Raw genomic sequence first — 25,918 nt, 5'->3', positions numbered from 1 at the left:
TAAAAAATATACTTTCTATCAAAAAATCCGTCTTTTTTCTCAAAAAAAAAGAAAATTTAAAAAATATATTTTAAACTTTATAGTCTTACAATTTTAAGTCATCTGTAAACGCTTCACATCCACTAATCCCTTGTAATTACTACATTTTTTCACCCATACCAAAATTAAAAAAACATTGATAATCAACTTAAAAGTTATAAATTAATTTTCTTTTTAACAAAAAAATCTCTAAAAGCAGTACACATCAGGACACCAACTACATTTTACTAACTTAATTTTGCTTTAATCAACAAAATAAACTCTTTTATGAATACAACGACAACAAAATTTAATCACGTAAACTACCTTTGGGATAATGATAAAGCAGCCGCTTTAGGAGATGATCAAGTTGCTTTATTTTTATATCGCTCAAACATTTTAGGTGCAGACCTTAGAATCACTAATTATGGTGGTGGAAACACCAGTTGTAAAACCATTGAAAAAGACCCTTTGACCAATGCTGATGTAGAAGTAATGTGGGTGAAAGGTTCTGGTGGTGATATTGGGACTTTAACTAGAGCTGGTATTGCAGGTTTATATACTGACAGATTGCGTGACTTGAAAAAAGTGTACGGTGGATTAGAAGACGAAGACCGTATGGTAGGACTTTTTGACCACTGTATTTATGACTTAGATAGTAAAGCACCTTCTATCGATACACCTTTACACGGATTATTACCTTTTGCACATATTGACCACTTGCATCCTGATGCTTTGATTGCGGTTGCAGCTGCTGCAGATAGCGAAAAAGTAACCAAAGAAATTTGGGGTGACACTATGGGATGGGTGCCATGGCAACGTCCTGGTTTTGACTTAGGTCTTCAATTAGAAAAATGTTTAGCCGATAACCCTGGAATCAGAGGAATCGTTTTAGGTTCTCACGGTTTGTTTACTTGGGGAGATACTTCTTATGAGTGTTATATCAACAGTTTAGAAGTTATCGAAATGGCTTCTGAATATATTGAGAAAAAGATTGCTGAAAAAGGAAGTGTTTTTGGTGGACAAAAAGTACAAAGCTTACCAAAAGAAGAGCGTCTTGAAAAAGCAGCTCAAATCATGCCTTTATTAAGAGGGCTATGTTCTTCTGAAAAAAGAATGATTGGACACTTCTCTGATAGTGATGTGGTGATGGAATATATCAACAGTAATGACTTAGAGCGTTTAGCGCCTATGGGTACTTCTTGCCCTGACCATTTCTTGAGAACTAAAATCCAACCTTTGGTATTGACTTTAGATCCTAATGAAGATTTATCTGACTCAGCTGCTATTCTTGCTAAATTAGAACCGGCATTTGAAGCTTACAGACAAGAGTATAAAAACTACTACGAAACTTGCAAAAAAAGCAATAGCCCAGCGATGCGTGATCCAAACCCTGTGATTATTATTTATCCTGGTGTAGGTATGTTTAGTTTTTCAAAAGACAAACAAACTACTAGAGTTGCAAGTGAATTTTACATCAACGCTATCAACGTAATGCGTGGTGCTGAGGCAATTACTGCTTACACTTCATTACCAAGACAAGAGGCTTTTGATATCGAATATTGGTTGCTAGAAGAAGCTAAATTATCACGTATGCCAAAAGAAGCGGCTTTGTCTCGTAAAGTAGCCTTAGTTACTGGAGCAGGTGGAGGAATTGGTAAAGCGATTGCTGATAAATTAGCAGCAAATGGAGCTAATGTAGTCCTGACTGACATTAATGAGCAAGCACTTATCGAAGCAAATGCTACTTACAAAAGAGACGTTTCAACCTACGCTGTTTGTGATGTAACGAATATTGAATCTATTGCATCGGCATACAAAAAAGCGGTTATTGAATTTGGAGGTGTGGACATCATCGTTCACAGTGCTGGTTTAGCAATTTCTAAATCTATCGAAGAAACGACTGACAAAGACTGGAATATTCTACAAAGTATCCTTGTAAAAGGACAATTTGATTTAGCAAAACAATTTACTGAAATCGTTCGCAAACAAGGTTTGGGTGGTGATTATATTGCTATTGCTAGTAAAAATGGTTTAGTAGCTGGTCCAAACAATGTAGCTTACGGAACTGCAAAAGCAGCACAACAACACATGGTGCGTTTATTAGCAGCTGAATTAGCAAAAGACAAAGTAAGAGTAAATACGGTAAACCCTGATGGTGTTATTGTAGGAAGTAAAATCTGGGAAGGTGCTTGGGCTGAAGGAAGGGCTAAAGCAAACGGAATTACCGTTGAAGAATTACCAGCATTCTATGCTAAAAGAAATTTATTGAACGAAATCATTACTCCAGATGATATTGCTAACGGTGTATTTGCTTTAGTAGGTATCCTTGACAAATCTACTGGTAACATCATCAATGTTGATGGTGGAATGGCCAATGCTTTTGTAAGATAAAAACTTTTTAAGGTACTAAGTTCCTAAGGTGCTAAGAGACTACAGTTTTAATCAATAATATCTTAGAAACTTAGTGCCTAATATTTTTAGTTTTAAAGTCGAAAGTCTTAAAGTACGCTAGCTTATCAAGTGATACTTTAAACTTTCGACCTTAGACTTTTCACTTTCGACTTATATAAAAATACTATTATGAAAATAACCACTGAACAAATTCAGGATTTTAATAAAGCTGGTCTAGGTTCTCATAAAGAAAACTTTGACTTTTTAGCTAATAAATTAACACAAAACGGTCACAATGTAGAGGCTATCCTTTCTAAATTGGCTGATTTTCAAATTGCTATCCCAAGCTGGGCATTGGGAGCAGGAGGAACACGTTTTGGACGTTTTTCTTTTTACGGAGAGCCATCTTCTTTGGAACAAAAAATTGAAGACATTGGATTAATCCACTCTTTAACACAAACTGCTGGTGCGGTTTCTTTACACATTCCATGGGATGTACCACAAGATTACAATGCTGTTAAAGAATTGGCACAATCATTAGATATTAAATTTGATGCGGTAAACTCGAATACGTTTCAAGATCAAAAAGATTCTAAATACAGCTACAAATACGGTTCGTTAAGTAATATTGAAAAAGAGGTAAGACAACAAGCCATCCAACACAATATTGATGTAATCAACATCGGAAACAAATTGGGTTCAAAAGCATTAACGGTTTGGTTAGCGGATGGATCTTGTTTCCCGGGACAAAATAACTTTCAAGCAGCTTTGCAAAACACTCAAGACAGTTTAAAAGACATCTACAAAGGGTTGCCTGAAGACTGGAAAATGTTAATTGAGTACAAACCTTACGAGCCTAACTTCTACTCTACAGTAATTCAAGATTGGGGAACTTCGTTTATGTTGGCTAACGAATGTGGTGAAAAAGCATTGTCATTAGTCGATTTAGGACACCATTTACCAAACAGCAATATTGAACAAATCGTTTCCATTTTGATGTTAAAAGGAAAATTAGGTGGTTTCCACTTCAACGATAGTAAATACGGTGATGACGATTTAACCGCTGGAAGTATCAAACCTTATGCTTTATTCTTAATTTTTAACGAATTGGTGTACGGAATGGCTAACAATCCACAAAATCCAGACTTAGCTTGGATGATTGATGCGAGTCATAACGTAAAAGATCCTTTGGAAGATTTAATCCAATCATTGGAGGCTATTCAAGAAGCTTTTGCTAAAGCCTTATTGGTAGATCAAGCAGCTTTAAAAGCAGCACAACTAGCTCATGATGTAGTAAAATGCCAAGAAATTTTACAAGGAGCCTACAGAACAGATGTGAGACCATTGCTTGAAAAAGCAAGATTGAACAGAGGTGGTGTCATTAGCCCTATCAATGCGTTCCGTTCTTTAGATGTTAGAAATGGTTTAATCAAAGAAAGAGGTCGTAATTCAGTAGCAACAGGTCTATAATTAAATAATAATGAAACAAAAAGTAACTGCTGTTTTTGATATTGGAAAAACCAATAAAAAATTCTTCCTTTTTGATAAAGACTTCAAAGAAGTGTATCGTGAATACATCAAATTTGACGAAATTCAGGACGAAGATGGGTATCCTACAGAAGATATTGTAGCGTTACAAAAATGGCTTAAAGAATTATTTCATAGAATATTAGAGGCACAGGAATACGATGTCAAAGCCATCAATTTCTCTACCTACGGCGCTAGTTTTGTTCATTTGGATGAAAATGGCGAACTAGTAACTCCTCTTTACAATTATACTAAACCCATGGACGAAGCGTTAATCGCTTCGTTCTATGAAAAATATGGGCCTGAATTAGAATTTTCAGCTAAAACAGGTTCAACTAATTCGGGTATGTTAAATTCAGGCATGCAATTGTATTGGTTAAAGCACACCAAACCTGAAGTATTCAAAAAAATAAAATACTCATTGCACTTGCCACAATATATGAGTTATATCTTTACAGGAATTCCATTGAGCGAGTACACTAGCATTGGTTGTCATACCGCACTTTGGGATTATGAAAAGAAAGATTATCACTCTTGGGTGTACGAAGAAGAAATTCACAAAATCCTCCCTCCTATTGTTTCTACCGAGACGAGTATCAATATGAACTACAACGGAAAAAGAATTAAAATTGGAGTAGGAATTCACGATAGTTCTTCGGCTTTATTGCCTTATGTGCGAAGTTCCAAAGAACCCTTTGTTTTGGTTTCTACTGGAACTTGGAGCGTTTCTCTGAATCCTTTTTCAGATAAAACATTAACGGTTAAAGACATTCAAGACGATTGTATCAATTACATGCGAATTAACGGGAAACCCGTCAAATCAGCTCGATTGTTATTAGGGAATGAATACACACATCAAGTGCATGCCTTAGCAGATCATTTTGGTTTAGCGCATGACTATCATAAAACCGTTTTATTTGACTCTAATTTGTATCATAAAATCAAAAAGGATTTCAAATATTGTTTCAGATGGAATGCTATTGAAGATGCTAACATGCCTGCAAAAACAGAGATTATTTATGATAATTTCAAGGAGGCCTACCATCACTTGATGATTGAGTTGGTTTTATTGCAAGTGCAAAGCATCAAGAGAGCCGCTGGAAACACCAAAATAAAGAAACTCTTTGTCGATGGTGGTTTTAGTGATAATGATGTATTTATCAAACTATTATCTCATTATCTAAGAGACATGGTGCTTCGTTCTACCAATTCTTCGTTAGGCTCAGCCCTTGGAGCAGCTATTTCTATCTCGGACACCAAATTGAACTCTAAGTTTTTGAAAGAAAATTATTCGCTCAAAAAACACGTTCCTTTTATAATCAATTAAAAAAGCTATTATGGCATCACAATTAGACTCTAGATACCCTTCGATAGACGACTTAAGAAAACAAGCGCAAAAAAAGATACCAAAATTTGCTTTTGAGTATCTTGACGGAGGCTGTAACGAAGATGTTAATTTACATAGAAATACTTCGGAATTAAGAGAAGTACAACTAAAACCAAATTACCTTAGAGACCATCAAGGTTCGAGCATGAAAACCAAATTGTTTGGTATCGAATACGATGCCCCTTTTGGTGTAGCTCCAGTGGGACTCCAAGGATTAATGTGGCCCAATGCTACAGAAATTTTGGCGAAAGCTGCCTTTGAACACAATGTCCCATTTATCTTAAGTACAGTAACCACCAGCAATATCGAACGGGTTAGCGAAATCACAGAAGGTAAAGCATGGTTTCAATTGTATCATCCTGCAAAAGATGAACTAAGAGATGCTTTGATTAATAGAGCCGCAGCAGCCGAATGTCCTGTATTGGTGATTCTTTGTGATGTACCTACTTTTGGATTCAGACCCAGAGATGTTCGTAACGGTTTAGCAATGCCTCCTAAAATGTCTGTTGCCAATATTTTACAAGTAATGGGCAAACCAGAATGGGCTATGCAAACCTTAATTCATGGACAACCTAATTTTGCCAACTTGCTACCTTATATGCCTAAAGGTTTGGATTTAAAACAATTAGGAAAATTCATGAACGATACTTTTTCTGGACGTTTGAATGAGGCTAAAATAAAGCCTATCAGAGACATGTGGAAAGGGAAATTAGTGCTGAAAGGGGTGGCTTCTGAAGAGGATATCGAAGAAGCGATTCGTTTAGGAATTGATGGAATTATCGTTTCCAACCACGGTGGACGTCAATTGGATGCTGGTGAATCAGCTATCAATTCATTAAAACGATTGGTGGCTAAATATGGCGACCAAATCGAAATTATGATGGACAGTGGGGTACGCTCTGGACCAGATGTAGCAAGAGCAATGGCTTGTGGTGCGAAGTTTACCTTTATGGGACGCTCTTTCATGTATGGCGTGGCTGCTCTTGGTAAAAAAGGAGGCGATCACACGATGACCTTATTAAAAACCGAATTACAACAGGTAATGGAGCAATTGAATTGTGCCACTGTTGAAGAATTCAAAGATCATTTGATTTAAATATTCTATTTCTAACCATAATTAATTTTAAAAAACCAAAAATATGCAAGCATTATTAGGTCTTATTTTTCATACTATCGGAGGAATATCTTCGGGTAGTTTTTACATGCCTTTCAAAAGAGTGAAAGGATGGGCTTGGGAAAGCTACTGGATTGTTGGTGGTCTGTTTTCATGGCTTATTGTACCTCCATTGGCAGCTTACTTGACCGTCCCTAATTTCATGGAAATCATCTCAGAAACTGTTTTTTCTGTAAAAGCCTTTACCTATTCTATGGGAGTAATCTGGGGAATTGGAGGACTAACTTATGGTTTGGGTGTTCGCTACCTTGGAATGTCTTTAGGGAACTCTATCGTATTAGGTTTTTGTTCAGCTTTTGGTGCTTTGGTGCCTCCTATATATTACAATTTTAATCCAACCGATGGAAAGGTGACTTTCTCAGATATGCTTGCGAACTCTGGCGGACAATTAGTACTTCTTGGTGTTGTTGTTTGTCTTTTAGGAATTGCTTTTTCTGGAAAAGCAGGGATGATGAAAGAAAAAGATTTAGCTGGTGGTGAATTAGACAAACAAGAATTTGATTTGGTGAAAGGTTTGATTATCGCGATTATCTCTGGTATCTTGAGTTCGTTCTTTAACTTTGGAATCGAAGCAGGTAAACCGATGGCAGATGCTGCAGTAGAACAAGGTTTCAATCCATTGTTTCAAAATAATGTAACCTATGTGGTTTTACTTTGGGGTGGATTGACTACTAATTTTATTTGGTGTATGTACCTTAATTTCCGTAACAAAACATTTGTTGATTATACCAATGTGCAAACACCTATCGTTAGAAACATTTTGTTATCTGGTCTAGCAGGAACTATGTGGTATTTACAATTTTTCTTTTACGGAATGGGTGAAAGTAAACTAGGCAACGGTGCTAGTTCTTGGATTGCTCACATGGCAACCATCATCTTAACAGCAAACGTTTGGGGATTAATCCTGAAAGAATGGACAGGCGTTTCGTCTAAAACGTTCCGCACCTTCTTATACGGAATTGGTTTGATTCTACTTTCTATCGTTTTGGTAGGAATTGGAAACTCAATCTAAAACAAAAAAAGAAAGTCCTCTCGCTACTAAACTATAGTATGGATTAAGTCAACTTTCGTTTAAAACAATTGCAATGCGAACCTTTGATTTCTTTACAGAAATAAGAGGGTTCGCATTTGCTTTTAATTCAGTTTTGAAATTCAGATTCCATTTACTATGCCGTACCATTTTGTGCTGAAATGATGTTTTTATAATTATATTTGAAAAACTATTAAAACTTCATTTAACCCAATAACCTAAAAATGAAATTAAAAAAATTCCCCTTAGTCTGGCTCATGCTTTTATTGACGTATAGCATTGTAGCACAAAATGAGACTTTAAACGTTTTGGTCTTTTCGAAAACACAAGCTTTTAGACACAAATCTATACCAAAAGGACAAGAAGCGCTAAAAAAACTAGGTACAGAAAACAAATGGAAACTCACTTTCTCAGAAGACGCTAGTGATTTCAACGAAAATTTGTACCAATACGATGTTTTGGTTTTCTTAAACACTTCTGGAGATCTCTTTAATGACGAACAAAAGAAATTTTTTCAAAATTTCATTGCTAGAGGAAAAGGTTTTGTGGGCATTCATGCCGCATCGGATACTGAAAAAAATTGGCCTTGGTATAGTGCTATGATTGGAGCCGTATTTAGCAACCACCCAAAAATTCAACAAGCTACATTAACTACCACCCTACCCTATGCTCAATTTATGACTACGGATTATAAAACTCGAAAAACCACTGATGAATGGTACAATTTTAAAGAAGCGGTAAAACCGTATGTAACTGTACTTACCCATATTGATGAGAAATCATATACTGGTGGAAATATGAATGGAAATCATCCAATCACTTGGTTTCATCATTATGACGGTGGACGTATTTTTTATACTGGTTTAGGTCATCGTGACGAACAATATGATGACACTATTTTTTTAAAAGAAATCAAAACTGGCATCCTATGGGCTGGTGGAAAAATAGCCGACCCGAAGCCCTCCACAAAACCTACATCACTATTAACAGAAAATCTAAATGACCATTGGGCAGTATTTATAGGTTGTCCACACGCAACGGTTCAAAATCTAGCCCATGTGGACCCCAAAAGTAATGGAAAAACAGGAGAGCCTTTAGGATTAAACAACGACCCTAAACAGGTTTACAAAATAATACAAGAGGGCAAGGAAAACATTTTGCATATCTCAGGAGAAATATTTGGTGCTTTAACCACAAAATTAGAATATGAAAACTATCATTTGCGTTTACAGTTTAAATGGGGAAAACAAGTGTGGGAACCTCGTTTAACCTTACCTAAGGATAATGGCATTTTATACCATGCTAATGGACCATACCGCACATTTTGGAATGTGTGGATGCAATCACATGAGTTTCAAGTTCAAAAAAATGACATGGGTGATTTTTATGCTTTAGGTGGTGTTAAAGCTACAATTGCTAGCGTACCCGTAAACGACGGAAAACAATTAGGCTATTCTAAAACTGGCCAAAAAAACGATTTTATGTCTAGTGCTAAATCACCTTATAATTCTGCTAAAAGAGGTTTTGATAATGAAAATACTGAAGGAGAATGGAATACACTCGACCTATATTGTTTGGGTGATAAAAGCATTCATGTAGTCAACGGAAAAGTAGTGATGGTATTAGAAAACTTAAAACGAATCACTCCCGACAAAAAAGAAATTCCTGTTACTAAAGGGTTAATCCAAATTCAATCAGAAGCGGCTGAAGCTTTCTACAAAGACATCCAAATTCAATCCATTTCAGCGTTTCCCAGAAACATTTTAAAACAACTATAACCATATATTTAGGTTCGTTATAATAAATTTACGCCCCAAAGAGAACTATTATAACGAACCACTTTCAATGCTTTTTATATCGAATTTCGATCTATAAAATGAAACGGAACTTTTATAATTCCTTTTTGATTATTTTCAATCATCGAGGCGGTTTCTCTTCCTAGAAATTTAAAATCAGTGGACATCACAGTGATTCCCAAAAGTTCTTTCAAAGGAGTATCATTATAGGATATCACCCCTATTTTGTCACCCAAAACAAATTCTTCATCTCTGATTTGTTTAACTAGTTTGACTAAATCAGCTTCAACAATGGTGATAAATAAATCTCCTTCTTTCAAAATAATGTCTTCGTAAACTTCATCGATAATTTCAAAATGACTATCATGCTCTACACAAAACTTTTTAAAACCAAATAATATACGTCGAGGATAAGGATACAGTGATTTTTCAGGATACACTAAAATCAGTCTTTTGTACTTCTTAATTTTTACTATCCCTTCTAACAAAGCATCATAAATATCATTTTCAAAGTCTTGATAAATTTGGCTTACCTCTGAAGCAACAGGCAAACTCATATTGTCCATAATTATCAGTTTGTTGCTAGGAATTTTATTCAAAGCATCCATCACTTTCTCAGTATAACTAATGTGTTTAAGTTCTTCTGTTTTAAAATGAGGCGTAATGACATAATAATCATAAACTGATTCATATTTTTCTAATAAATTTAAAAACAAAGTCTCATCACAATGATACACTTGAAAATCCGTATGGCAATTGGGACCTATATGCTCTATAAATGATTGAAACATACTCATTTTATAGGTACTCAACTTATTTATAATAAAGAGAATATTTACCTTGACACTAATTTTATTCGTTGAAATATAGTACCCTTTGCCTATAATAGGATTGATGATTTTTCTTTCCTTCAAAATGCCGTAAGCTCTTTCCACAGTATCTCGGGACAAGTAAAAAGCTTCACTCACCGCATTAATAGAAGGTATTTTATCATTAATAGAAAAATTACCTATAGCAATATTATGAATTACGGAATCCACAATTTGCTTGTACTTAGGAACCCTGGAATCCTCTTCTATTTTGATAAATTTCAACATTTTTTGTCGTTTAATTGAATCAAAATTAATTTATTTTGGCTGTAATAACTAATTTTTAGCTGGGCAACAAATCACTAAAAATCGAAAACTTATTTTACATAAAAAAAGACAGTACTGAGAGCACTGTCTTTTAGATTGTTTCCTAAAAAAGAGGAATAATTATTTTTTTGCCAATGTTGCACTCATTTCCATCGAAATAGCAGAACGCTCCATTTTTAATTTTCCAGACATCGTTTCAATCACAACTGTAGTTTCGCCTAATTCAACTACTTTTCCATGTAAACCACTTTTAGTAATGATTTTGTCTCCTACTTTCAAGGCAGCTTCAAATGCTTTTTCTTGCTTAGCTCTTTTTTGTTGTGGTCTAATCATAAAGAAATAGATAACCACAAACATCAATAAAAACGGGGCAAACTTATTTAACTCTTCCATAATGTATATTAATTTTAATTGATACGTATTAAATTAAACCACGACCGGTTTTTAACAAAGACTTATTCGATTCTAATTCTTTTACTAAATTATCTAAAATACCGTTAATAAAAATACTACTCTTAGGAGTAGAATATTCTTTAGCAAGTTCTAAATATTCATTCAGAGTTACTTTTACAGGAATAGAAGGGAATTTCAATAATTCGCAGATAGCCATTTTCAAAATAATGGTATCAATTTCAGCAATTCGCTCTGTATCCCAATTAGGTGTTTTGTCAACAAATTTTTGTGCTAACTCCTTTTCATTCAAAACCGTTTTTCTGAATAAGTCTTTAGCAAAATCTTTATCTTCAATGTCTTTATACACTTTAGGAACTCTAAAATTATCCTCTTCAAGTGTCTTAAGTCCTTTTAATTGTTTTATAATCAAAGTGTTCACCAATGGAATATCATCAATCCAAGTTAGTTTGTCATCTTCCAAATATTCATACAACTTCTCGTTAGGCACAATTATTTGAGTGAACAAATCCAAAATTAATTGTTTATCTTCTTCAAATGATTGCTTTGGATTACTCATATAATCCGTGTAATACTTACTTGTTTTTACCGCATTGAGTAATAACAAAATGTAATCTTCATTCAAATACCAAGGATTGACTTTACGTGTTTCCAGCGCAATACTCAACGAATTATTTTCTGCTAATATTTGGAAAACAGCATTGTTGATGAATTTTTTATTGGGATTTCGTTCAGCGGCAGTAGCAAGGTGTTTCAAACTTGATTTATGTAAAAACTCCGCCTCTTTTTTACAAATTTCCATTAAGGAAGAAACCATGGTAAGGTATAAATCCTGAATACTATCGATACTATAAAAAAGAAATTTCTCTTCTTTCTCTAAATTTTCAGAACCATTTTGATGCATCGCATATATGGATTGCATTACTTTGACGCGAATGTGTCTTCTGTTTACCACCGTGTAAGAACTTTTATAAATTAGTGTGCAAAAGTAGTTATTCCTTTTTTAAAATGAAATTTAAATTTAAAAAAAGAACCATTAGGATAAAATGAAAATCTTCTATACTTAACCTCGATTTTGTTAAACATATAAGTCATATAAGTTTTTTCTGTTGTACTTAGTTTTTAAAAACATTAAAGAAATTTAAGAACATTGAAGCATTGCTAAGTAATGGACTTTTAAAACTGTAGCTTTAATATTTAAACCTTATACAGCACTTAATTCCAACATCTTAGTTTGCTGAAATTCAAAATACTATTTCCAAAAACTTATATGCTCTTAAATTTCTTAAATGTTTCAAATTCATCTCTACAAAAAACTTATATCACTTATATGTTTAAAAACCTTTACTGTCCTTTCGAAAAAACGCAGTATGATTTGCTATAAACCCATCCCAAGAATACAACTTTACTTTAACAATAAATCTCCATGAAACCTGTATATTTGTCAATTCAAGCGGGTTTTTATTCCCTAAATTACTAGCCACATCGCACACATGAAAGAATTAGGTTATCTCAATAAATATTTTTCCAAATACAAATTTCATTTCCTTTTAGGAATTGTATTCACCATTATTGCTCAAATATTTTCATTATTTACCCCAAAATTAATTAGCAAGTCCTTTGAGTCCATAGAAAATTTTGCCAAAGACAAATCAATACCCACTCAAGCCATCCAAGACCAATTAATCAATTACATCTTACTGATTATTGCTACAACGATTATAGCTGGGTTCCTTACTTTCTTGATGCGTCAAACCTTGATTGTCATGTCGCGCCACATTGAATTTGACTTAAAAAACGAAGTGTTTCAACAATACGAAAACCTTTCTCAAAACTTTTACAAAAAAAACCGAACAGGAGATTTAATGAACCGCATCAGCGAGGATGTTTCTAAGGTACGTATGTATGTAGGTCCAGCAGTTATGTACACCATTAACACGATTATTCGCTTTGCCGTAGTGATTTTATACATGTACAATGTATCTCCTAGACTTACCTTGTACACCTTATTGCCTTTACCTATTTTATCGTATGCTATTTTCAAATTAAGTTCTGAAATCAATATTCGCAGTACAACTTTTCAGCAATACCTTTCTAAAGTATCTAGTTTTACCCAAGAAATATTCTCTGGAATTCGGGTACTAAAAGCGTATTCGTTAGAAAGACAGCACCAAAACAATATGGTGGATTTAGCACAAGAAAGCAAAAATAAAAGCTTAGAGTTGGCCAAAGTCCAATCCTTATTTGGCCCTTTGATGATAGCCCTTATCGGAATCAGTAACTTGGTTGTTATTTATTTTGGAGGTTTAATGTATATCAACGGAACCATTAAGAGCATTGGTACCATCGCTGAATTTATATTGTATGTCAACATGCTTACTTGGCCTGTAGCTTCGTTAGGCTGGGTTTCATCAATGGTTCAAGAAGCCGAAGCGTCCCAAAAACGATTGAACGAATTCCTGAAAATTAAACCTGAAATCACCAATATCAATCCTGAAAATTCTATCATTGAAGGAGCAATTGCTTTTAACAATGTATCTTACACCTACCAAGACACAAATATCACAGCGTTGCATAACATCAGTTTTTCTGTAAAAAAAGGTGAAACCCTAGCCATCTTAGGAAAAACAGGTTCTGGAAAATCAACCATACTATCCCTTATTTCCAGAATATACGATGTAAGCCAAGGAAGCATATCAATTGATGGTGCCGAAATTAGCACACTCAATTTATACGATTTGCGTAACAGTATTGGAAATGTTCCTCAAGATGCTTTCTTATTTTCGGATTCTATCAAAAACAACATTAAGTTTGGCAAAGAAGAAGCTACCGATGAAGAAGTGATTCAAGCAGCTAAAAAAGCCGTTGTACACAAAAACATTATGGGATTCAAAAAACAATACGAAACCATTCTGGGAGAAAGAGGAATTACCCTCTCTGGCGGACAAAAACAAAGAGTTTCTATTGCCAGAGCCATCATAAAAAACCCTCCTATTTTATTATTTGACGACTGCCTGTCTGCTGTTGATACGGAAACTGAAGAAGCTATTTTGAACAATCTTTTTGAAATTTGCAAAGATAAAACGACCATTATTGTGAGTCATAGAGTTTCGTCAGCAAAAAATGCCGATCGAATTATTATTCTCGAAGATGGTAAAATTATTCAACAAGGCTCTCATAACCAGCTCATAAATGAAGAGGGCTATTATGCATCGCTCTATTTAAAACAACTTTCAGAAAAAGAATTGCTTTAATTGTTGTTTAATAATTATTTTTTTATCATTTTTGGTTACGATTTAATAACCATAAATTGTCAGAAAGGATTATGAGAGAAAATGATATGTTAGAAAAAGAAGAAATTTTTTCTAAAGTTTTACGAGCTGGAAGAAGAACTTATTTCTTTGATGTAAGAGCTACAAAAGCCGATGATTACTACATAACGATTACCGAAAGTAAAAAGTTCACAGAAGAGGACGGTTCTTTCCACTTCAAAAAACACAAAATATATTTATACAAAGAGGATTTCACAGCTTTCTCTGAAATTCTTGAAGAAATGACTTCTTATGTATTGAACCACAAAGGCGAAGAAGTAATCTCTGAAAGACATCAAAAAGATTTCAAAAAAGAATATGTTGCTGATAAAGCAGGTATCGAAGAGGCCGCTTTACCGCAAACTTCAAGCTTCACCGATATTGAATTTGATGATATATAATCCTCATTTTCAACTTACAAAAAGTCCAAAAACACAACTGCTGTTTTTGGACTTTTTGCATCATAACGATTTTATTTTTTTTATCAAAAACACCGCAATTACAACCTAATTGTATTTTGAAACTATTGCCGCTTAACAGCAAATAATCAAGTGTTGTATTGATTTTAACAGAATAACAACAACAGGAATTCGCTAGAGTTCCAAAAAACTTTTAAATTGCAAAATCAAGGGAAATCACCTAATTTCTTTTAATTTTTTTTACCAACAAATACAAATTTTTTAAACACCTTATGGAAACAGATTATCTTATTAAAATTTTTGAAAAATACGCCAGTCTTTATGCCGAAAAAGTAATTGCATGGTCTATGAATAATGGAATCAAAGTTCTTTTTATTGCTATTGGAGCCTATTTCATCCACAAAATACTGGTACGATTCATCGCTAAAGCCGTTCGAATAGCTGTTCGCCCCGAAAAACATCAAACTAAAGAAGCCGAAGAAAAAAGAGAAAACACACTCATTCAAATATTTACAACCACATCAAAAATTGCCATTATCACCATTAGCTCCCTGATGATTTTAAGTGAGTTCGGAATTGAAATTGCACCAATTATTGCCGCAGCGGGAATTGTAGGTTTGGCTTTTGGTTTTGGAGGACAATACCTCATACGCGATGTTATTTCGGGATTGTTTATTATTCTAGAAAACCAATACCGCATTGGTGATGTTGTAAAATTTGATGTTTTAGGAGGCGCTGTAGAACAAATAAGCCTTCGCAAAACAACATTAAGAGATATCGACGGTACCGTACATCACATTCCACATGGAGAAATTAAATCGGTTTCTAACCTTTCTAAAGATTATGCTCGTGTAAACTTGGATATGGGCGTTGGATACGCTACTGATTTGGAGCATTTAATCACAGTAATAAATCAAGTAGGTAATAGTATTGCCGAAGACCCAGAATGGAAAGACTTTATTATCAAAGCCCCTCAGTTTTTACGTGTAAATGATTTTGCTGATTCCGCTATTATGGTCAAAATTTTAGGCGAAACTATCGCACATCGTCAATTTGACGTTACTGGTGAACTTCGCAAAAGATTAAAAATAGCATTTGACAAAGAAGGTATCGAAATTCCGTTTCCTCAAGTGGTCGTTCATCAAGCCGAAAACAATCAAAAACAAGACTTAAAAAACTAATTCCAGAAGCTAATCGAGGCGTTAAAACAGCTCCACATTTGTTTGCTTAATTAAATAAAACACCTCATTATCGCAAATAGTTTAAAAAATTGTTTGAGAAACGAATGTTTTGTTGTTTTTTTGATGACAAATTAATAAATATACCATGGAAGAATTTGTAGGTCATTTAAATGATATTATCTGGAGTAATGCTTTGATCATTTTATGCTTGGGAACGGGATTGTACTTCTCTATTCGCACCCGCTTTTTGCAACTGCGTCACCTAAAAGAGATGATTCTGTTATTATTTGATGGAAAAAGTACAGATTCAGGAGTTTCTTCTTTCCAAGCACTAGCCATGTCTCTCGCAGGAAGAGTAGGAACTGGTAACATTGCGGGAGTGGCTACAGCAATTGCTTTTGGTGGTCCTGGTGCATTATTTTGGATGTGGATGGTTGCTTTTTTGGGAGCTAGTACTGCATTTATTGAAGCTACACTAGCCCAAATCTACAAGGAAAAACACCTTGGTCAATTTCGTGGTGGTCCTGCTTTTTATATCGAAAAAGGTTTAGGTATCAAATGGTTCGCTGTACTTTTTGCTATTGTTTCGGTGGTTTCGGCAGGGTTGTTTTTACCGGGAGTACAAGCCAATTCTGTAGCGGAGAGTATCCAAAATGCGTATCAAATAGACACTTGGTGGTCTGGAATTGGCATGGTTATTTTATTTGCCGCAATTGTTTTTGGGGGAGTGAAGCGCATTGCTAAATTCACAGAATATGTAGTTCCATTTATGGCACTTGGTTATATTCTATTCGCTTTAATCATTATCATTGTTGATATTCATCAATTGCCAGATATTATTGCTTTAATTTTCAAAAGTGCTTTTAACTTAGAAGCAGGATTTGGTGCCGTATTTGGATTAGCCATTCAATGGGGAGTAAAAAGAGGGATATACTCCAACGAAGCAGGGCAAGGTACCGCCCCACACATAGCTGCTGCAGCTGCTATCACCCACCCAACCAAGCAAGGTTTAGTACAATCGTTCTCGGTCTATATTGACACCTTATTCGTTTGCTCTGCTACAGGTTTTATGCTACTTATTACAGGGATGTACAATGTACACAATCCTAATTTTGGCACAGAAGGAGCACCAGAATTCCTTTACCAAGGACTACAAAATATCATGGTAGGCCCTGCTTACACACAAAATGCTATGGATACAGTATTCCCTGGTTTTGGTTCTTATTTTGTGGCTACCGCATTGTTCTTCTTTGCATTTACAACTATTATCGCTTATTATTATATAGCTGAAACCAACATTTCCTATTTGACTCGCAAAATTGAATCTCCGCTTTATTATCATTTATTAAAAATAGCCATGATAGCAGTTATAATGTATGGTGCAGTAAATCAAGCAACGCTGGCATGGGCTATAGGAGATCTAGGGGTAGGTTTAATGGCTTGGTTCAATATCATTGCGATTTTACTGTTACAAAAACCAGCTTTGGCAGCACTTAAAGATTATGAAAAACAGAAAAAACAAGGAATTGACCCTCAATTTCACCCTGAAGATATCCATATCGACAATGCACCTATGTGGAATTCGGTAAATCAAAAATAAATTAATCAAGACACTTACTTAGTATTTAATTCTAGTTCAAAAACTAAATATAACAGCTTCTGTAAATTTATTACTATTTTGATTTACAGGAGCTTTTGTCATTTTTTCACATCCTAATTTACAACACCATTTGATGCTGTTTATGTGGCAAAAGAGGTTCATTGCTTTGCCTTTTAGGAATTTGACAAAAAACTCAAACATTTGTCAAATAGGAATCTAGGTTAAATGGTATTTCGAATATTAAATCTGTTATCTTTGCGCCTTAAAAAAAACAACAGAACTCTTTATAATTACAAAATGATTACAATTAATGATATTTCGGTACAATTTGGTGGAACTACACTTTTTAGCGACGTTTCTTTTGCTATAAACGAAAACGATAAAATTGCCCTTATGGGGAAAAATGGTGCTGGAAAATCGACCCTTTTGAAAATTATCGCGGGACAAAGCAAACCATCAACTGGAAGTGTATCTACCCCTAAAGAAGCTGTAGTTGCCTATTTACCTCAACATTTGTTAACAACGGATGGTGCTACGGTAATGGAAGAAGCTTCGAAAGCTTTCAGCGAAGTGTTTAAAATGAAAGCCGAAATCGATGAAATTAATGAGCAATTGACCGTTCGTACTGATTATGAAAGTGATGCTTACATGAAATTAATTGAAAGAGTTTCTGATTTAAGTGAAAAATATTATGCAATAGAGGAAATCAACTACGAAGCCGAAGTTGAAAAAATATTAACGGGACTGGGTTTCGAACGTGAAGATTTTACCCGACAAACTTCTGAGTTCTCAGGGGGTTGGAGAATGCGAATTGAATTAGCCAAAATCTTATTGCAAAAACCCGATTTAATTTTACTTGATGAGCCTACCAACCACATGGATATCGAAAGTATCCAATGGTTAGAAGATTTCTTAATCAATTCGGCTAAAGCCGTTGTGGTAATTTCGCACGATAGAGCCTTTGTAGATAATATCACCAATCGTACTATTGAGGTAACAATGGGACGAATTTATGATTATCGTGCTAAATATACCCATTATCTTGAATTGAGAAAAGATCGTCGTATTCACCAACAAAAAGCTTACGATGAACAACAAAAAATGATTGCAGATAACCGTGCTTTCATTGAGCGCTTCAAAGGAACTTTTTCTAAAACAGATGCGGTACAATCGCGAGTTCGTATGCTTGAAAAACTAGAAATTGTTCAGGTGGATGAAGTAGATACCTCAGCCCTGCGTTTGAAATTTCCTCCTGCAGCACGCTCGGGACAATATCCCGTAATTGTTAAGGAATTGCACAAAGCCTATGGAGATCATGTGGTTTTTAAAGATGCTAATATTGTGATTGAAAGAGGTCAAAAAGTAGCTTTTGTAGGTAAAAACGGAGAAGGTAAATCAACTATGATTAAGGCTATCATGAAAGAATTGCAAATCGATAGCGGAAGTGTCGAAATAGGACATAATGCTCAGATTGGTTATTTTGCACAAAATCAGGCTTCTTTACTGGATGAAAACGCAACCATATTTGAAACTATTGACAATATTGCCGTGGGTGATATTCGTACCCAAATTAAAAATATTTTGGGCGCTTTCATGTTTCAAGGTGATGATATTACCAAAAAAGTAAAAGTATTATCTGGAGGTGAAAAAACTCGTTTGGCCATGATTAAATTATTGTTAGAACCTGTAAATCTATTGATTCTGGATGAACCTTCTAACCACTTAGACATGAAAACTAAAGACATCATTAAAGATGCTTTACGCGATTTTGACGGAACTTTAATCTTAGTGTCGCACGATAGGGATTTCTTAGACGGTTTAGCTACCAAAGTATTTGAATTCAAAAACAAAAGAGTCATCGAACATTTTGAAGATATCACAGGCTTCCTAGCCAATAAGAAAATGGAAAGTATGCGTGAAATTGAAAAATAAATCGCATTAAAAAATACCTCAAAGTCTGATTCTGTTTGCTTTGAGGTATTTTTTTTACAACCTTATACCAGGAGGTAATAATTCCTTAAATTCTGGATTTTTCTTAAAGAAAGTGACTATTTCAGGTAAAATAGGAACCACTTTTAATTTACGCTCTTTGGCAATTGCCAAAATATCCGTTATAAACTGATGAATCAATGCTGTATTTTCAAAATGATCAGGTGTATTGATTTTAGTCAAAAACAACTTTCGTTCCTGAAAAGAATACTCTACAGCTACCAAACCTTCCGTTACCATGATTTCAAATTGTCGTGCAAAAGTATTGTCTTTAATGTCCAGAGAAATTAAATGTTCCATTTGATAATGTATTAAAGTTTATGTTTTAGTGGTACAATTTTGAAGTTAAACTTCATAATTGCCCGTCTCCTCTTAGAGGTCAAATGATTTTTAAATACCCAGTAGTAGGAAATTGAATTTTTATTCAAAAAAAAAAATGGGATAGTATTAAAAAACAAAGATAACTATTTGATAATCAATTCGCAAAATTTCACTAAAACATAATAGTTTCTTAAACTTATTTCATTTTAAAAAAACTACAATTTTTAAACCATTTGTAATCACAGGTAAGTATCTTTTGAATCGTTAAATCAAAATAAAGAACAATAAAATCAAAAAAAAAAACTTGAAAATGAATCGAAAAAAAGTAATTTTAGAACTGCGTTTTAGATGATTCACGATGAGTAAAATACCTGTCTATTTTATGCCTGGCCTAGCGGCAAGCACCCTGATTTTTGAACGAATTGCTCTTCCTGAGCCTTTTGAAATATTTTTTTTAGAATGGGAAATTCCATTAGAAAAAGAATCGCTTAGTGCGTATGCATTGCGAATGACTCAAAAAATAAAGCATCCAAATCCTGTTTTAATAGGTGTTTCATTTGGAGGCATTTTGGTACAAGAAATGGTGATGCACATTCCTGTCCAAAAAATCATTATTATTTCGAGTGTCAAAAGTAATCTAGAATTCCCATTGCGATTTCAACTTGCTAAAACTACCAAAGCCTATAAACTTATCCCGATGCGATTGATTTTGAATCTGGAAAATTTGGCTCGTTTTTCTTTTGGAGAAAAAATAAACCAACGCTTGCAATTATATGAAAAATTCCTTTCGGTTCGTGATATCACCTATTTAGAATGGGCCGTAGAACAAGTCATTTTATGGAATAGAACTGAAATTGACCCACGGGTTGTTCATATCCACGGGGACGCTGATGATGTTTTTCCTATCAAGAATATCAAGAATTGCATAACCCTAAATGGCGCAACTCACATCTTGATTTTGACAAAGTACAAATGGCTGAACGAACATTTACCAAAGATTATTATGGAAGAATAAAAGACTATTTCCATTTGATATTACAGCCAATACTAGGTTTTTGATTGGGATTAATCACCCTATTATATAAAACACCATCGATTGCGCCTCTTAAATCACTGCCACTCAACGGAATTCCATTACCGGGACGGCTGTCGTCTAATTGACCACGATACACTAAAACATCTTCTTGATTAAACAAATAAAAATCAGGAGTACAGGCAGCTTGATAAGCTTTGGCTACTTCTTGAGTTGGATCAAACAAATAGGGAAACTCAAAATTATTTTCATACGCAAAAGCCGTCATCAATTCAGGACCATCTTGTGGATATTTTACGCTATCATTGCTCGAAATCGCAACTATTCCTATTCCTTGTACCCGATAATCATTAGCAATACGCACAATCTCATCTAGAACATGATGCACAAAAGGGCAATGATTACAAATGAACATCACTAGTGTCCCTTTTTCGCCCCTCACATCACTGTAATGAAAATTCTTCATTTCAGAAGTTCGATCGTTTAGATAAAAATCGGGTGCTTTTGTACCTAATGCCAGCATAGTTGATTCAGTTCGAGCCATAGTCTTTTTTTTGAAATCTTAAAGTTAAGAAAAAAGTGTTGTTTTATAGGATTAATAAAGTATTTTTGATACCCTTAAAATTACAAACAATGATTAGTTGGCAAGATTTTGAAAAAGTAGCCATGCACGTAGGGACTATCTTAGCTGTAAATGACTTTCCTGAAGCTAGAAATCCAGCCTATCAATTACAAATTGATTTTGGAACGACCATTGGTATAAAAAAAACCTCCGCTCAAATTACCAAACGCTACTCAAAGCAAGAGTTAATAGGGAGACAGGTTGTGGCTGTGATTAATTTTCCCAAAAAACAGATTGGAAAATTCATGAGTGAATGTTTGATTCTAGGCGCAGTAGGAGACGCTGGCGATGTGGTTTTATTGGCGCCTGATTGTAAGGTCGAGAATGGTTTAAGAATTAGTTAAGATAAAAATTATTACTACTGAAACACCTTATTTTGTCTTTTAAACCATTTGTACACTTCAATCCAAAGCACTGATAAACCGCTGATAAAGCCACAAAGCAATATGTGATACCCATTCAAGGGAACTACTTTAAAAAAGTTGGCAATTTCTGGCTGATAAACAATCATTGCAAGACAAAACAATGTTAATCCATTCATAAAAACCATCATTCCATTTCTATTCTTTAATGTTGAAAAAACAGAATAATAGAAAGAACGGTTAACTAATGACAAAATGATATTTGAAAAAACCAAAGTGGTAAAAACCATGGTTCTGGTTAACGTTTCGGTCCCTTCATTTTGAACGGTTAATTGGTACACAAATAAAACACCACAAGTGATAACTAATCCTTGTATTACACTAAGTCCCATTTCTTTGAGAGATAAAAAAGTTTTCCCCAGTTGTCGTGGAGGTTGTGTCATACTGTTTTTTTCAGCAGGTTCATTTTCATACACAATCGAACACATAGGTCCCATAATCATTTCGAGAAAAATGACGTGAACTGGAGTAAAAATATCCGTATAAACCCAACCTAAAAAAAGCGGTAAGGAGACCGTCAAAATGATTGGAATATGAATCGAAACGATGTATTGTACTGCTTTTTTAATGTTCGAATAAATACGCCTTCCTGCGGCGACAGCTACAATCATTTTGGATAGGTCATCATCCACCAAAATCATATCGGCTGCGTTTTTTGCAATTTCAGTTCCTTTTTTCCCCATGGCAATACCAATATGTGCCGACTGTAACGCAGGACCATCATTGACCCCATCCCCTACCATTGCAACCAGTTGTCCATCATTTTTTAAAGTGGTAATGACAGCTAATTTAGCCTCAGGAAACATCCTAGTAAATAGAGTATGCTTATGAATGGTTTCTAATCTATGATGTTCATCCATTTTCATAATTTCCTGCCCCTCAATCGCCTGTTGCGTGTTTTTTAATCCAGCACTTGTTGCGATACTTTGGGTTGTAAGGCTATTGTCTCCAGTAATTACCTTTACCACGATTCCTGCCTCATAAAATTGTTGAAAAACACTTTGAATATTGGCTTTAGGTGGGTCATAAAATACTATCAAACCGATAAATGTAAAGGAAAAATCCAATTGGTTTTTAGGATACTCATCAGCATCAAAATGGGATTCAGCCACACCGAGAATTCGATACCCCTGAGAAGCGAGTTGTTGGAGGATGAGGGCTACTTCTTCCTTCTGTTCAGCACTCAAACCGCAGGCATTTAAAAGTGTTTCTGTCCCTCCTTTTGCAGCTATAATACGTTGCCCCTCTTCATTTTCAAACACATGGGTCATCAAGGGAGGCTTCCCTTCAAGTGGATACTCTTGGACAAGAGAAAAAGATTTACGTAAATCCTCATTCGTCAATTTTTCATACTGTGCATGAAGTGTTTTTTCCATAGGATCAAAAGGGACTGGTTCACTTGCCCACATGGCTATTTCAATCACTTTTTGTGCAGCTGGTTCATACCAACTGTCTTTTGCATACAACTGCCCAGTTGCAAATGCATATACCGACTGCAAATTCATTTTGTTCTCTGTAATAGTACCTGTCTTATCAGTACATATTATGGTAGCACTTCCTAAGGTTTCTACCGTTCGAATTTTCTTTATGATGATCCCCTCTTTAAGCAATCTCCAAGAGCCTAATGCCATGAAAGTAGTAAATGCAACAGGAATTTCTTCAGGAAGTATTGACATTGCCAGCGTGAGTCCTTTGAGCAAACTATTGAGAAGATCTCTCGTATTGAAAAAATAAACACCCCACACCAATAAAAACACTGTGATTCCAATAATAGCCATACCTTTTACAAACCGCTCTATTTGAAGTTGTAAAGGGGTTGGTGTTTCTTTAGCTTCCAAAAGTGAGCTTCCTAATTGACCAATCTTAGTTTGGGCACCAATGGCTGTTACTTTATAAATCGCTAAACCAGAAGCTACCAATGTACCACTGAGCACTTTATTATCTTCGGTTTTTTCAGATTTAAAAACAGAATAAGCCTCACCAGTAAGTGTAGATTCATTCACTGAGAAATCGTTACTGTGTACAATGATACCGTCAGCATTAATAGTATTACCCTCTTCAACAATTACTAAATCGTTAATTACGATTTCTTTGGTGGGTATTTTTATTGCCAATCCCTCCCGATAAACAGTACTCAAGGGTTCCGTTAACTTTTCTAGTGCTTCAATAGCTTTTCGGCTGCGATTGTCTTGGTAAAAAGAAATACTTGACACCGCTATAATCGCTGCCAACATAAAATACGCTTCTTGATTTTCGCCCAAAATGAAATAAATAACCGTTACTGCAATTAATAACAACAGCATGGGTTCTTTTAAAATATCGATTATGCCTAGCCACCATTTATACTTTGCTTTATGTGTTTGAAAATTATGTCCAAAGTCGGCTCTATTTTTTTGAACTTCAGAGTTATTAAGTCCAATAATTCGATCCGGAATATTAATCTCTCTAGCCATATTGAAGTGTTTTACACTCAAATATACCGATTTTATGCTGTAAGCGAAAGTTTTATAAAAGGTTTTAAGAACCTTCCGAAAGAAGAATTTGAAGCTCTTTAAATTTATTCTTTTTATTAAATTTAAAAGAAGACAATCAAAACAACAACGCCACGAAAAAAACACAACTAATTCATAATGAATAACAAACACCCAGTCTTAAAGCTATTCCACAAAGTATCTTGCATTTTTCAATATCAAATTACTGTTAATGAAACATGAAAAAGACAAACCTATCAAAAACTTTGTAACTTTGAGCCGTTATAACTTTGAATCCCCATAAAATGAATTATATCCTCTTTGACGGTCCTTCTAGAAATGCATTGTTGCCTCTTACTTTTACCCGTCCTGTTGCTGATCTTTTAATTGGAATTGTTTCCATTCGCCAAAAATGGGAAATGTACTTAGGTTCAACAACCACAACTTTGACCGAGGAATATTTATCCCAAAAATACCCAATGGTAGAATTAGAAGAAAATATAATGATAAATGCTTCTTTTTTACCTAATGAAGAATTGGTCGAATTAATCAAAGATTTAGGCAAAAACCAAGCGATATTCAAAGATGAAGAAGTCATTGCTTTTTATTCTAATGAGAGTCAGGAAGAAGTTAATTTTGACCATTATGAGATTATCGAATTGGAATATGATGTCCTCTCCATCAACCATCCTTGGGAGATTTTTTCTAAAAATGATTTGGCTATTCGCGCTGATTTTGACTTTCTTACAGAAGACCGTGAATCACAGCCAATTCCTAAGAGTGTGAATGTTATCGCTCCTGAAAACATTTTTATTGAAGAAGGAGCCAAACTAGAATTTGTGACACTAAATGCCTCCACAGGACCTATTTATGTCGGGAAAAACAGTGAGATTATGGAAGGAACTGTTATTCGTGGTCCATTTGCATTATGTGAAGGAGCTACTGTAAAAATGGGTGCTAAAATCTACGGTGCAACAACTGTAGGACCACAATCTAGAGTAGGTGGCGAAATTAACAATTCGGTGATTTCAGCCTATTCTAACAAAGGACATGAAGGCTTTTTAGGGAATTCAGTATTAGGAGAATGGTGTAATATAGGTGCCGACAGTAATAATTCTAATTTAAAAAACAACTACGAAGAAGTGAAATTATGGAGTTATGAAACCGAAAGTTTTATAAAAACAGGATTGCAATTTTGTGGCTTAATTATGGGAGACCATAGTAAATGTGGTATCAATACCATGTTTAATACCGGGACAGTCGTTGGGGTAAGTGCTAATATTTTTGGTAGTGGATTCCCACGCAACTTTGTACCTAGTTTTTCTTGGGGAGGTGCATCAGGATTTACGACCTATCTCACTAAAAAAGCGTTCCAAACGGCACAAATTGTAATGAGCCGTAGAAACATCACTTTTGACGAACAAGAAGCCGCTATCCTAGAACATGTTTTTGAAGAAACAAAAAAATGGAGAAAAGAATAATCGTCAACGCAAACTGTTGTCATTATTCTATTGCTAAACTAGCATAAAAAATAAGGATTTCTAAAGAGCAATTATTTCAAATGCTTTTAGAAATCCTTTTTATTAAGGTTTAATAGTCAAAAATAGTTGGTAAAAACACCGTAAGGCATTATAAAATATGATGTTTCCGAAAGTTTATTGAAATTCGTTTCAATA

General features: G+C 34.7%; 20 protein-coding genes. 14 read left to right on the top strand and 6 right to left on the bottom strand.

The genetic code is table 11. From position 1 onward, the window contains the following. Nucleotides 1-306: 306 nt before the first annotated feature. From K5R64_RS04410 to K5R64_RS04385, 6 genes are all read left to right on the top strand, one after another. On the top strand, nucleotides 307-2,412 hold the full coding sequence (locus tag K5R64_RS04410; protein WP_220761317.1) for a bifunctional aldolase/short-chain dehydrogenase: 2,106 nt from the start codon (nucleotides 307-309) through the stop codon (nucleotides 2,410-2,412). Between the two features lie 189 nt (nucleotides 2,413-2,601). Next, entirely contained in the window at nucleotides 2,602-3,882 is a 1,281-nt protein-coding gene (locus K5R64_RS04405) for a sugar isomerase (protein ID WP_220761315.1), read from the top strand. A 10-nt stretch (nucleotides 3,883-3,892) separates the two neighbouring features. After that, nucleotides 3,893-5,266 carry an FGGY-family carbohydrate kinase gene (locus K5R64_RS04400; protein WP_220761313.1) on the top strand — a complete coding sequence of 458 codons (1,374 nt, stop codon included), beginning with the start codon at nucleotides 3,893-3,895 and terminating at the stop codon, nucleotides 5,264-5,266. 10 nt (nucleotides 5,267-5,276) lie between these two features. Further along, nucleotides 5,277-6,422, top strand: a complete 1,146-nt coding sequence (locus tag K5R64_RS04395; protein ID WP_220761311.1) for an alpha-hydroxy acid oxidase — start codon at nucleotides 5,277-5,279, stop codon at nucleotides 6,420-6,422. Nucleotides 6,423-6,465: 43 nt separating this feature from the next. Next, nucleotides 6,466-7,512, top strand: coding sequence for an L-rhamnose/proton symporter RhaT (rhaT, locus tag K5R64_RS04390; protein ID WP_220761309.1), 1,047 nt, complete (start codon nucleotides 6,466-6,468; stop codon nucleotides 7,510-7,512). Nucleotides 7,513-7,754: 242 nt separating this feature from the next. After that, entirely contained in the window at nucleotides 7,755-9,308 is a 1,554-nt protein-coding gene (locus K5R64_RS04385; RefSeq protein ID WP_220761307.1) for a ThuA domain-containing protein, read from the top strand. Nucleotides 9,309-9,382: 74 nt separating this feature from the next. Here the strand turns inward: K5R64_RS04385 and K5R64_RS04380 are convergent, their stop codons facing one another. The 3 genes from K5R64_RS04380 to nusB all read right to left on the bottom strand — a co-directional run bounded on the left by K5R64_RS04380 (nucleotide 9,383) and on the right by nusB (nucleotide 11,795). Beyond that, a complete protein-coding gene (locus K5R64_RS04380) occupies nucleotides 9,383-10,423 on the bottom strand; it encodes a GntR family transcriptional regulator (RefSeq protein ID WP_220761304.1) in 1,041 nt (346 codons plus the stop codon). 159 nt (nucleotides 10,424-10,582) lie between these two features. Further along, nucleotides 10,583-10,855 carry a preprotein translocase subunit YajC gene (yajC, locus tag K5R64_RS04375; RefSeq protein ID WP_220761302.1) on the bottom strand — a complete coding sequence of 91 codons (273 nt, stop codon included), beginning with the start codon at nucleotides 10,853-10,855 and terminating at the stop codon, nucleotides 10,583-10,585. A 28-nt stretch (nucleotides 10,856-10,883) separates the two neighbouring features. Next, complete coding sequence (gene nusB, locus K5R64_RS04370) at nucleotides 10,884-11,795, bottom strand: transcription antitermination factor NusB (protein ID WP_220761941.1); 912 nt, start codon at nucleotides 11,793-11,795, stop codon at nucleotides 10,884-10,886. A 571-nt stretch (nucleotides 11,796-12,366) separates the two neighbouring features. On the opposite strand from nusB, the gene K5R64_RS04365 reads away from it, so the two are divergent. The 5 genes from K5R64_RS04365 (at nucleotide 12,367) to K5R64_RS04345 (ending at nucleotide 19,316) form a co-directional block, all read left to right on the top strand. Beyond that, a complete protein-coding gene (locus K5R64_RS04365) occupies nucleotides 12,367-14,127 on the top strand; it encodes an ABC transporter ATP-binding protein (RefSeq protein WP_220761300.1) in 1,761 nt (586 codons plus the stop codon). 71 nt (nucleotides 14,128-14,198) lie between these two features. After that, the gene (locus tag K5R64_RS04360) at nucleotides 14,199-14,585 is read left to right on the top strand and encodes a PUR family DNA/RNA-binding protein (protein WP_220761298.1); all 387 of its coding nucleotides are present in this window, start codon (nucleotides 14,199-14,201) and stop codon (nucleotides 14,583-14,585) included. A gap of 290 nt (nucleotides 14,586-14,875) precedes the next feature. Beyond that, nucleotides 14,876-15,784: a mechanosensitive ion channel family protein gene (locus K5R64_RS04355; RefSeq protein ID WP_220761296.1), complete on the top strand. Its 909-nt coding sequence runs from the start codon at nucleotides 14,876-14,878 to the stop codon at nucleotides 15,782-15,784. A gap of 145 nt (nucleotides 15,785-15,929) precedes the next feature. Further along, the gene (locus tag K5R64_RS04350; RefSeq protein ID WP_220761294.1) at nucleotides 15,930-17,384 is read left to right on the top strand and encodes a sodium:alanine symporter family protein; all 1,455 of its coding nucleotides are present in this window, start codon (nucleotides 15,930-15,932) and stop codon (nucleotides 17,382-17,384) included. Between the two features lie 297 nt (nucleotides 17,385-17,681). After that, on the top strand, nucleotides 17,682-19,316 hold the full coding sequence (locus tag K5R64_RS04345; RefSeq protein WP_220761292.1) for an ABC-F family ATP-binding cassette domain-containing protein: 1,635 nt from the start codon (nucleotides 17,682-17,684) through the stop codon (nucleotides 19,314-19,316). Between the two features lie 54 nt (nucleotides 19,317-19,370). Here the strand turns inward: K5R64_RS04345 and K5R64_RS04340 are convergent, their stop codons facing one another. Continuing rightward, entirely contained in the window at nucleotides 19,371-19,673 is a 303-nt protein-coding gene (locus K5R64_RS04340) for a GNAT family N-acetyltransferase (RefSeq protein WP_255580299.1), read from the bottom strand. A 379-nt stretch (nucleotides 19,674-20,052) separates the two neighbouring features. Between K5R64_RS04340 and K5R64_RS04335 the strand changes: the two genes are divergently transcribed. Further along, entirely contained in the window at nucleotides 20,053-20,709 is a 657-nt protein-coding gene (locus K5R64_RS04335) for an alpha/beta fold hydrolase (protein ID WP_220761291.1), read from the top strand. 4 nt (nucleotides 20,710-20,713) lie between these two features. Here K5R64_RS04335 and K5R64_RS04330 read toward each other — a convergent pair whose 3' ends face one another. Further along, the gene (locus K5R64_RS04330) at nucleotides 20,714-21,271 is read right to left on the bottom strand and encodes a thioredoxin family protein (protein ID WP_220761289.1); all 558 of its coding nucleotides are present in this window, start codon (nucleotides 21,269-21,271) and stop codon (nucleotides 20,714-20,716) included. Nucleotides 21,272-21,360: 89 nt separating this feature from the next. Between K5R64_RS04330 and K5R64_RS04325 the strand changes: the two genes are divergently transcribed. Then, nucleotides 21,361-21,693 (top strand): tRNA-binding protein, encoded by a 333-nt coding sequence (locus K5R64_RS04325; RefSeq protein ID WP_220761288.1) that lies wholly within the window; start codon nucleotides 21,361-21,363, stop codon nucleotides 21,691-21,693. 14 nt (nucleotides 21,694-21,707) lie between these two features. On the opposite strand, the gene K5R64_RS04320 is transcribed toward K5R64_RS04325, so the two are convergent. Further along, nucleotides 21,708-24,224: a cation-translocating P-type ATPase gene (locus K5R64_RS04320; RefSeq protein ID WP_220761286.1), complete on the bottom strand. Its 2,517-nt coding sequence runs from the start codon at nucleotides 24,222-24,224 to the stop codon at nucleotides 21,708-21,710. 323 nt (nucleotides 24,225-24,547) lie between these two features. On the opposite strand from K5R64_RS04320, the gene K5R64_RS04315 reads away from it, so the two are divergent. After that, complete coding sequence (locus K5R64_RS04315) at nucleotides 24,548-25,723, top strand: GlmU family protein (protein ID WP_220761284.1); 1,176 nt, start codon at nucleotides 24,548-24,550, stop codon at nucleotides 25,721-25,723. Nucleotides 25,724-25,918: the final 195 nt, after the last annotated feature.

The sequence above is a fragment of the Flavobacterium sp. UMI-01 genome, assembly GCF_019656315.1.
Lineage (GTDB): Bacteria > Bacteroidota > Bacteroidia > Flavobacteriales > Flavobacteriaceae > Flavobacterium.
This window is presented reverse-complemented; position numbering and strand designations above follow the sequence as displayed.

Excerpts from the sequence above, each read along its gene's own strand:
- nusB (WP_220761941.1), bottom strand. The coding sequence starts at position 11,795 with ATGCAATCCATATATGCGATGCATCAAAATGGTTCTGAAAATTTAGAG.
- K5R64_RS04410 (WP_220761317.1), top strand. The coding sequence starts at position 307 with ATGAATACAACGACAACAAAATTTAATCACGTAAACTACCTTTGGGAT.
- K5R64_RS04360 (WP_220761298.1), top strand. The coding sequence starts at position 14,199 with ATGAGAGAAAATGATATGTTAGAAAAAGAAGAAATTTTTTCTAAAGTT.
- yajC (WP_220761302.1), bottom strand. The coding sequence starts at position 10,855 with ATGGAAGAGTTAAATAAGTTTGCCCCGTTTTTATTGATGTTTGTGGTT.
- K5R64_RS04315 (WP_220761284.1), top strand. The coding sequence starts at position 24,548 with ATGAATTATATCCTCTTTGACGGTCCTTCTAGAAATGCATTGTTGCCT.
- K5R64_RS04385 (WP_220761307.1), top strand. The coding sequence starts at position 7,755 with ATGAAATTAAAAAAATTCCCCTTAGTCTGGCTCATGCTTTTATTGACG.
- K5R64_RS04335 (WP_220761291.1), top strand. The coding sequence starts at position 20,053 with ATGAGTAAAATACCTGTCTATTTTATGCCTGGCCTAGCGGCAAGCACC.
- K5R64_RS04355 (WP_220761296.1), top strand. The coding sequence starts at position 14,876 with ATGGAAACAGATTATCTTATTAAAATTTTTGAAAAATACGCCAGTCTT.
- K5R64_RS04350 (WP_220761294.1), top strand. The coding sequence starts at position 15,930 with ATGGAAGAATTTGTAGGTCATTTAAATGATATTATCTGGAGTAATGCT.
- K5R64_RS04325 (WP_220761288.1), top strand. The coding sequence starts at position 21,361 with ATGATTAGTTGGCAAGATTTTGAAAAAGTAGCCATGCACGTAGGGACT.
- K5R64_RS04345 (WP_220761292.1), top strand. The coding sequence starts at position 17,682 with ATGATTACAATTAATGATATTTCGGTACAATTTGGTGGAACTACACTT.
- K5R64_RS04340 (WP_255580299.1), bottom strand. The coding sequence starts at position 19,673 with ATGGAACATTTAATTTCTCTGGACATTAAAGACAATACTTTTGCACGA.
- K5R64_RS04365 (WP_220761300.1), top strand. The coding sequence starts at position 12,367 with ATGAAAGAATTAGGTTATCTCAATAAATATTTTTCCAAATACAAATTT.
- K5R64_RS04380 (WP_220761304.1), bottom strand. The coding sequence starts at position 10,423 with ATGTTGAAATTTATCAAAATAGAAGAGGATTCCAGGGTTCCTAAGTAC.
- K5R64_RS04405 (WP_220761315.1), top strand. The coding sequence starts at position 2,602 with ATGAAAATAACCACTGAACAAATTCAGGATTTTAATAAAGCTGGTCTA.
- K5R64_RS04330 (WP_220761289.1), bottom strand. The coding sequence starts at position 21,271 with ATGGCTCGAACTGAATCAACTATGCTGGCATTAGGTACAAAAGCACCC.
- K5R64_RS04395 (WP_220761311.1), top strand. The coding sequence starts at position 5,277 with ATGGCATCACAATTAGACTCTAGATACCCTTCGATAGACGACTTAAGA.
- K5R64_RS04400 (WP_220761313.1), top strand. The coding sequence starts at position 3,893 with ATGAAACAAAAAGTAACTGCTGTTTTTGATATTGGAAAAACCAATAAA.
- rhaT (WP_220761309.1), top strand. The coding sequence starts at position 6,466 with ATGCAAGCATTATTAGGTCTTATTTTTCATACTATCGGAGGAATATCT.
- K5R64_RS04320 (WP_220761286.1), bottom strand. The coding sequence starts at position 24,224 with ATGGCTAGAGAGATTAATATTCCGGATCGAATTATTGGACTTAATAAC.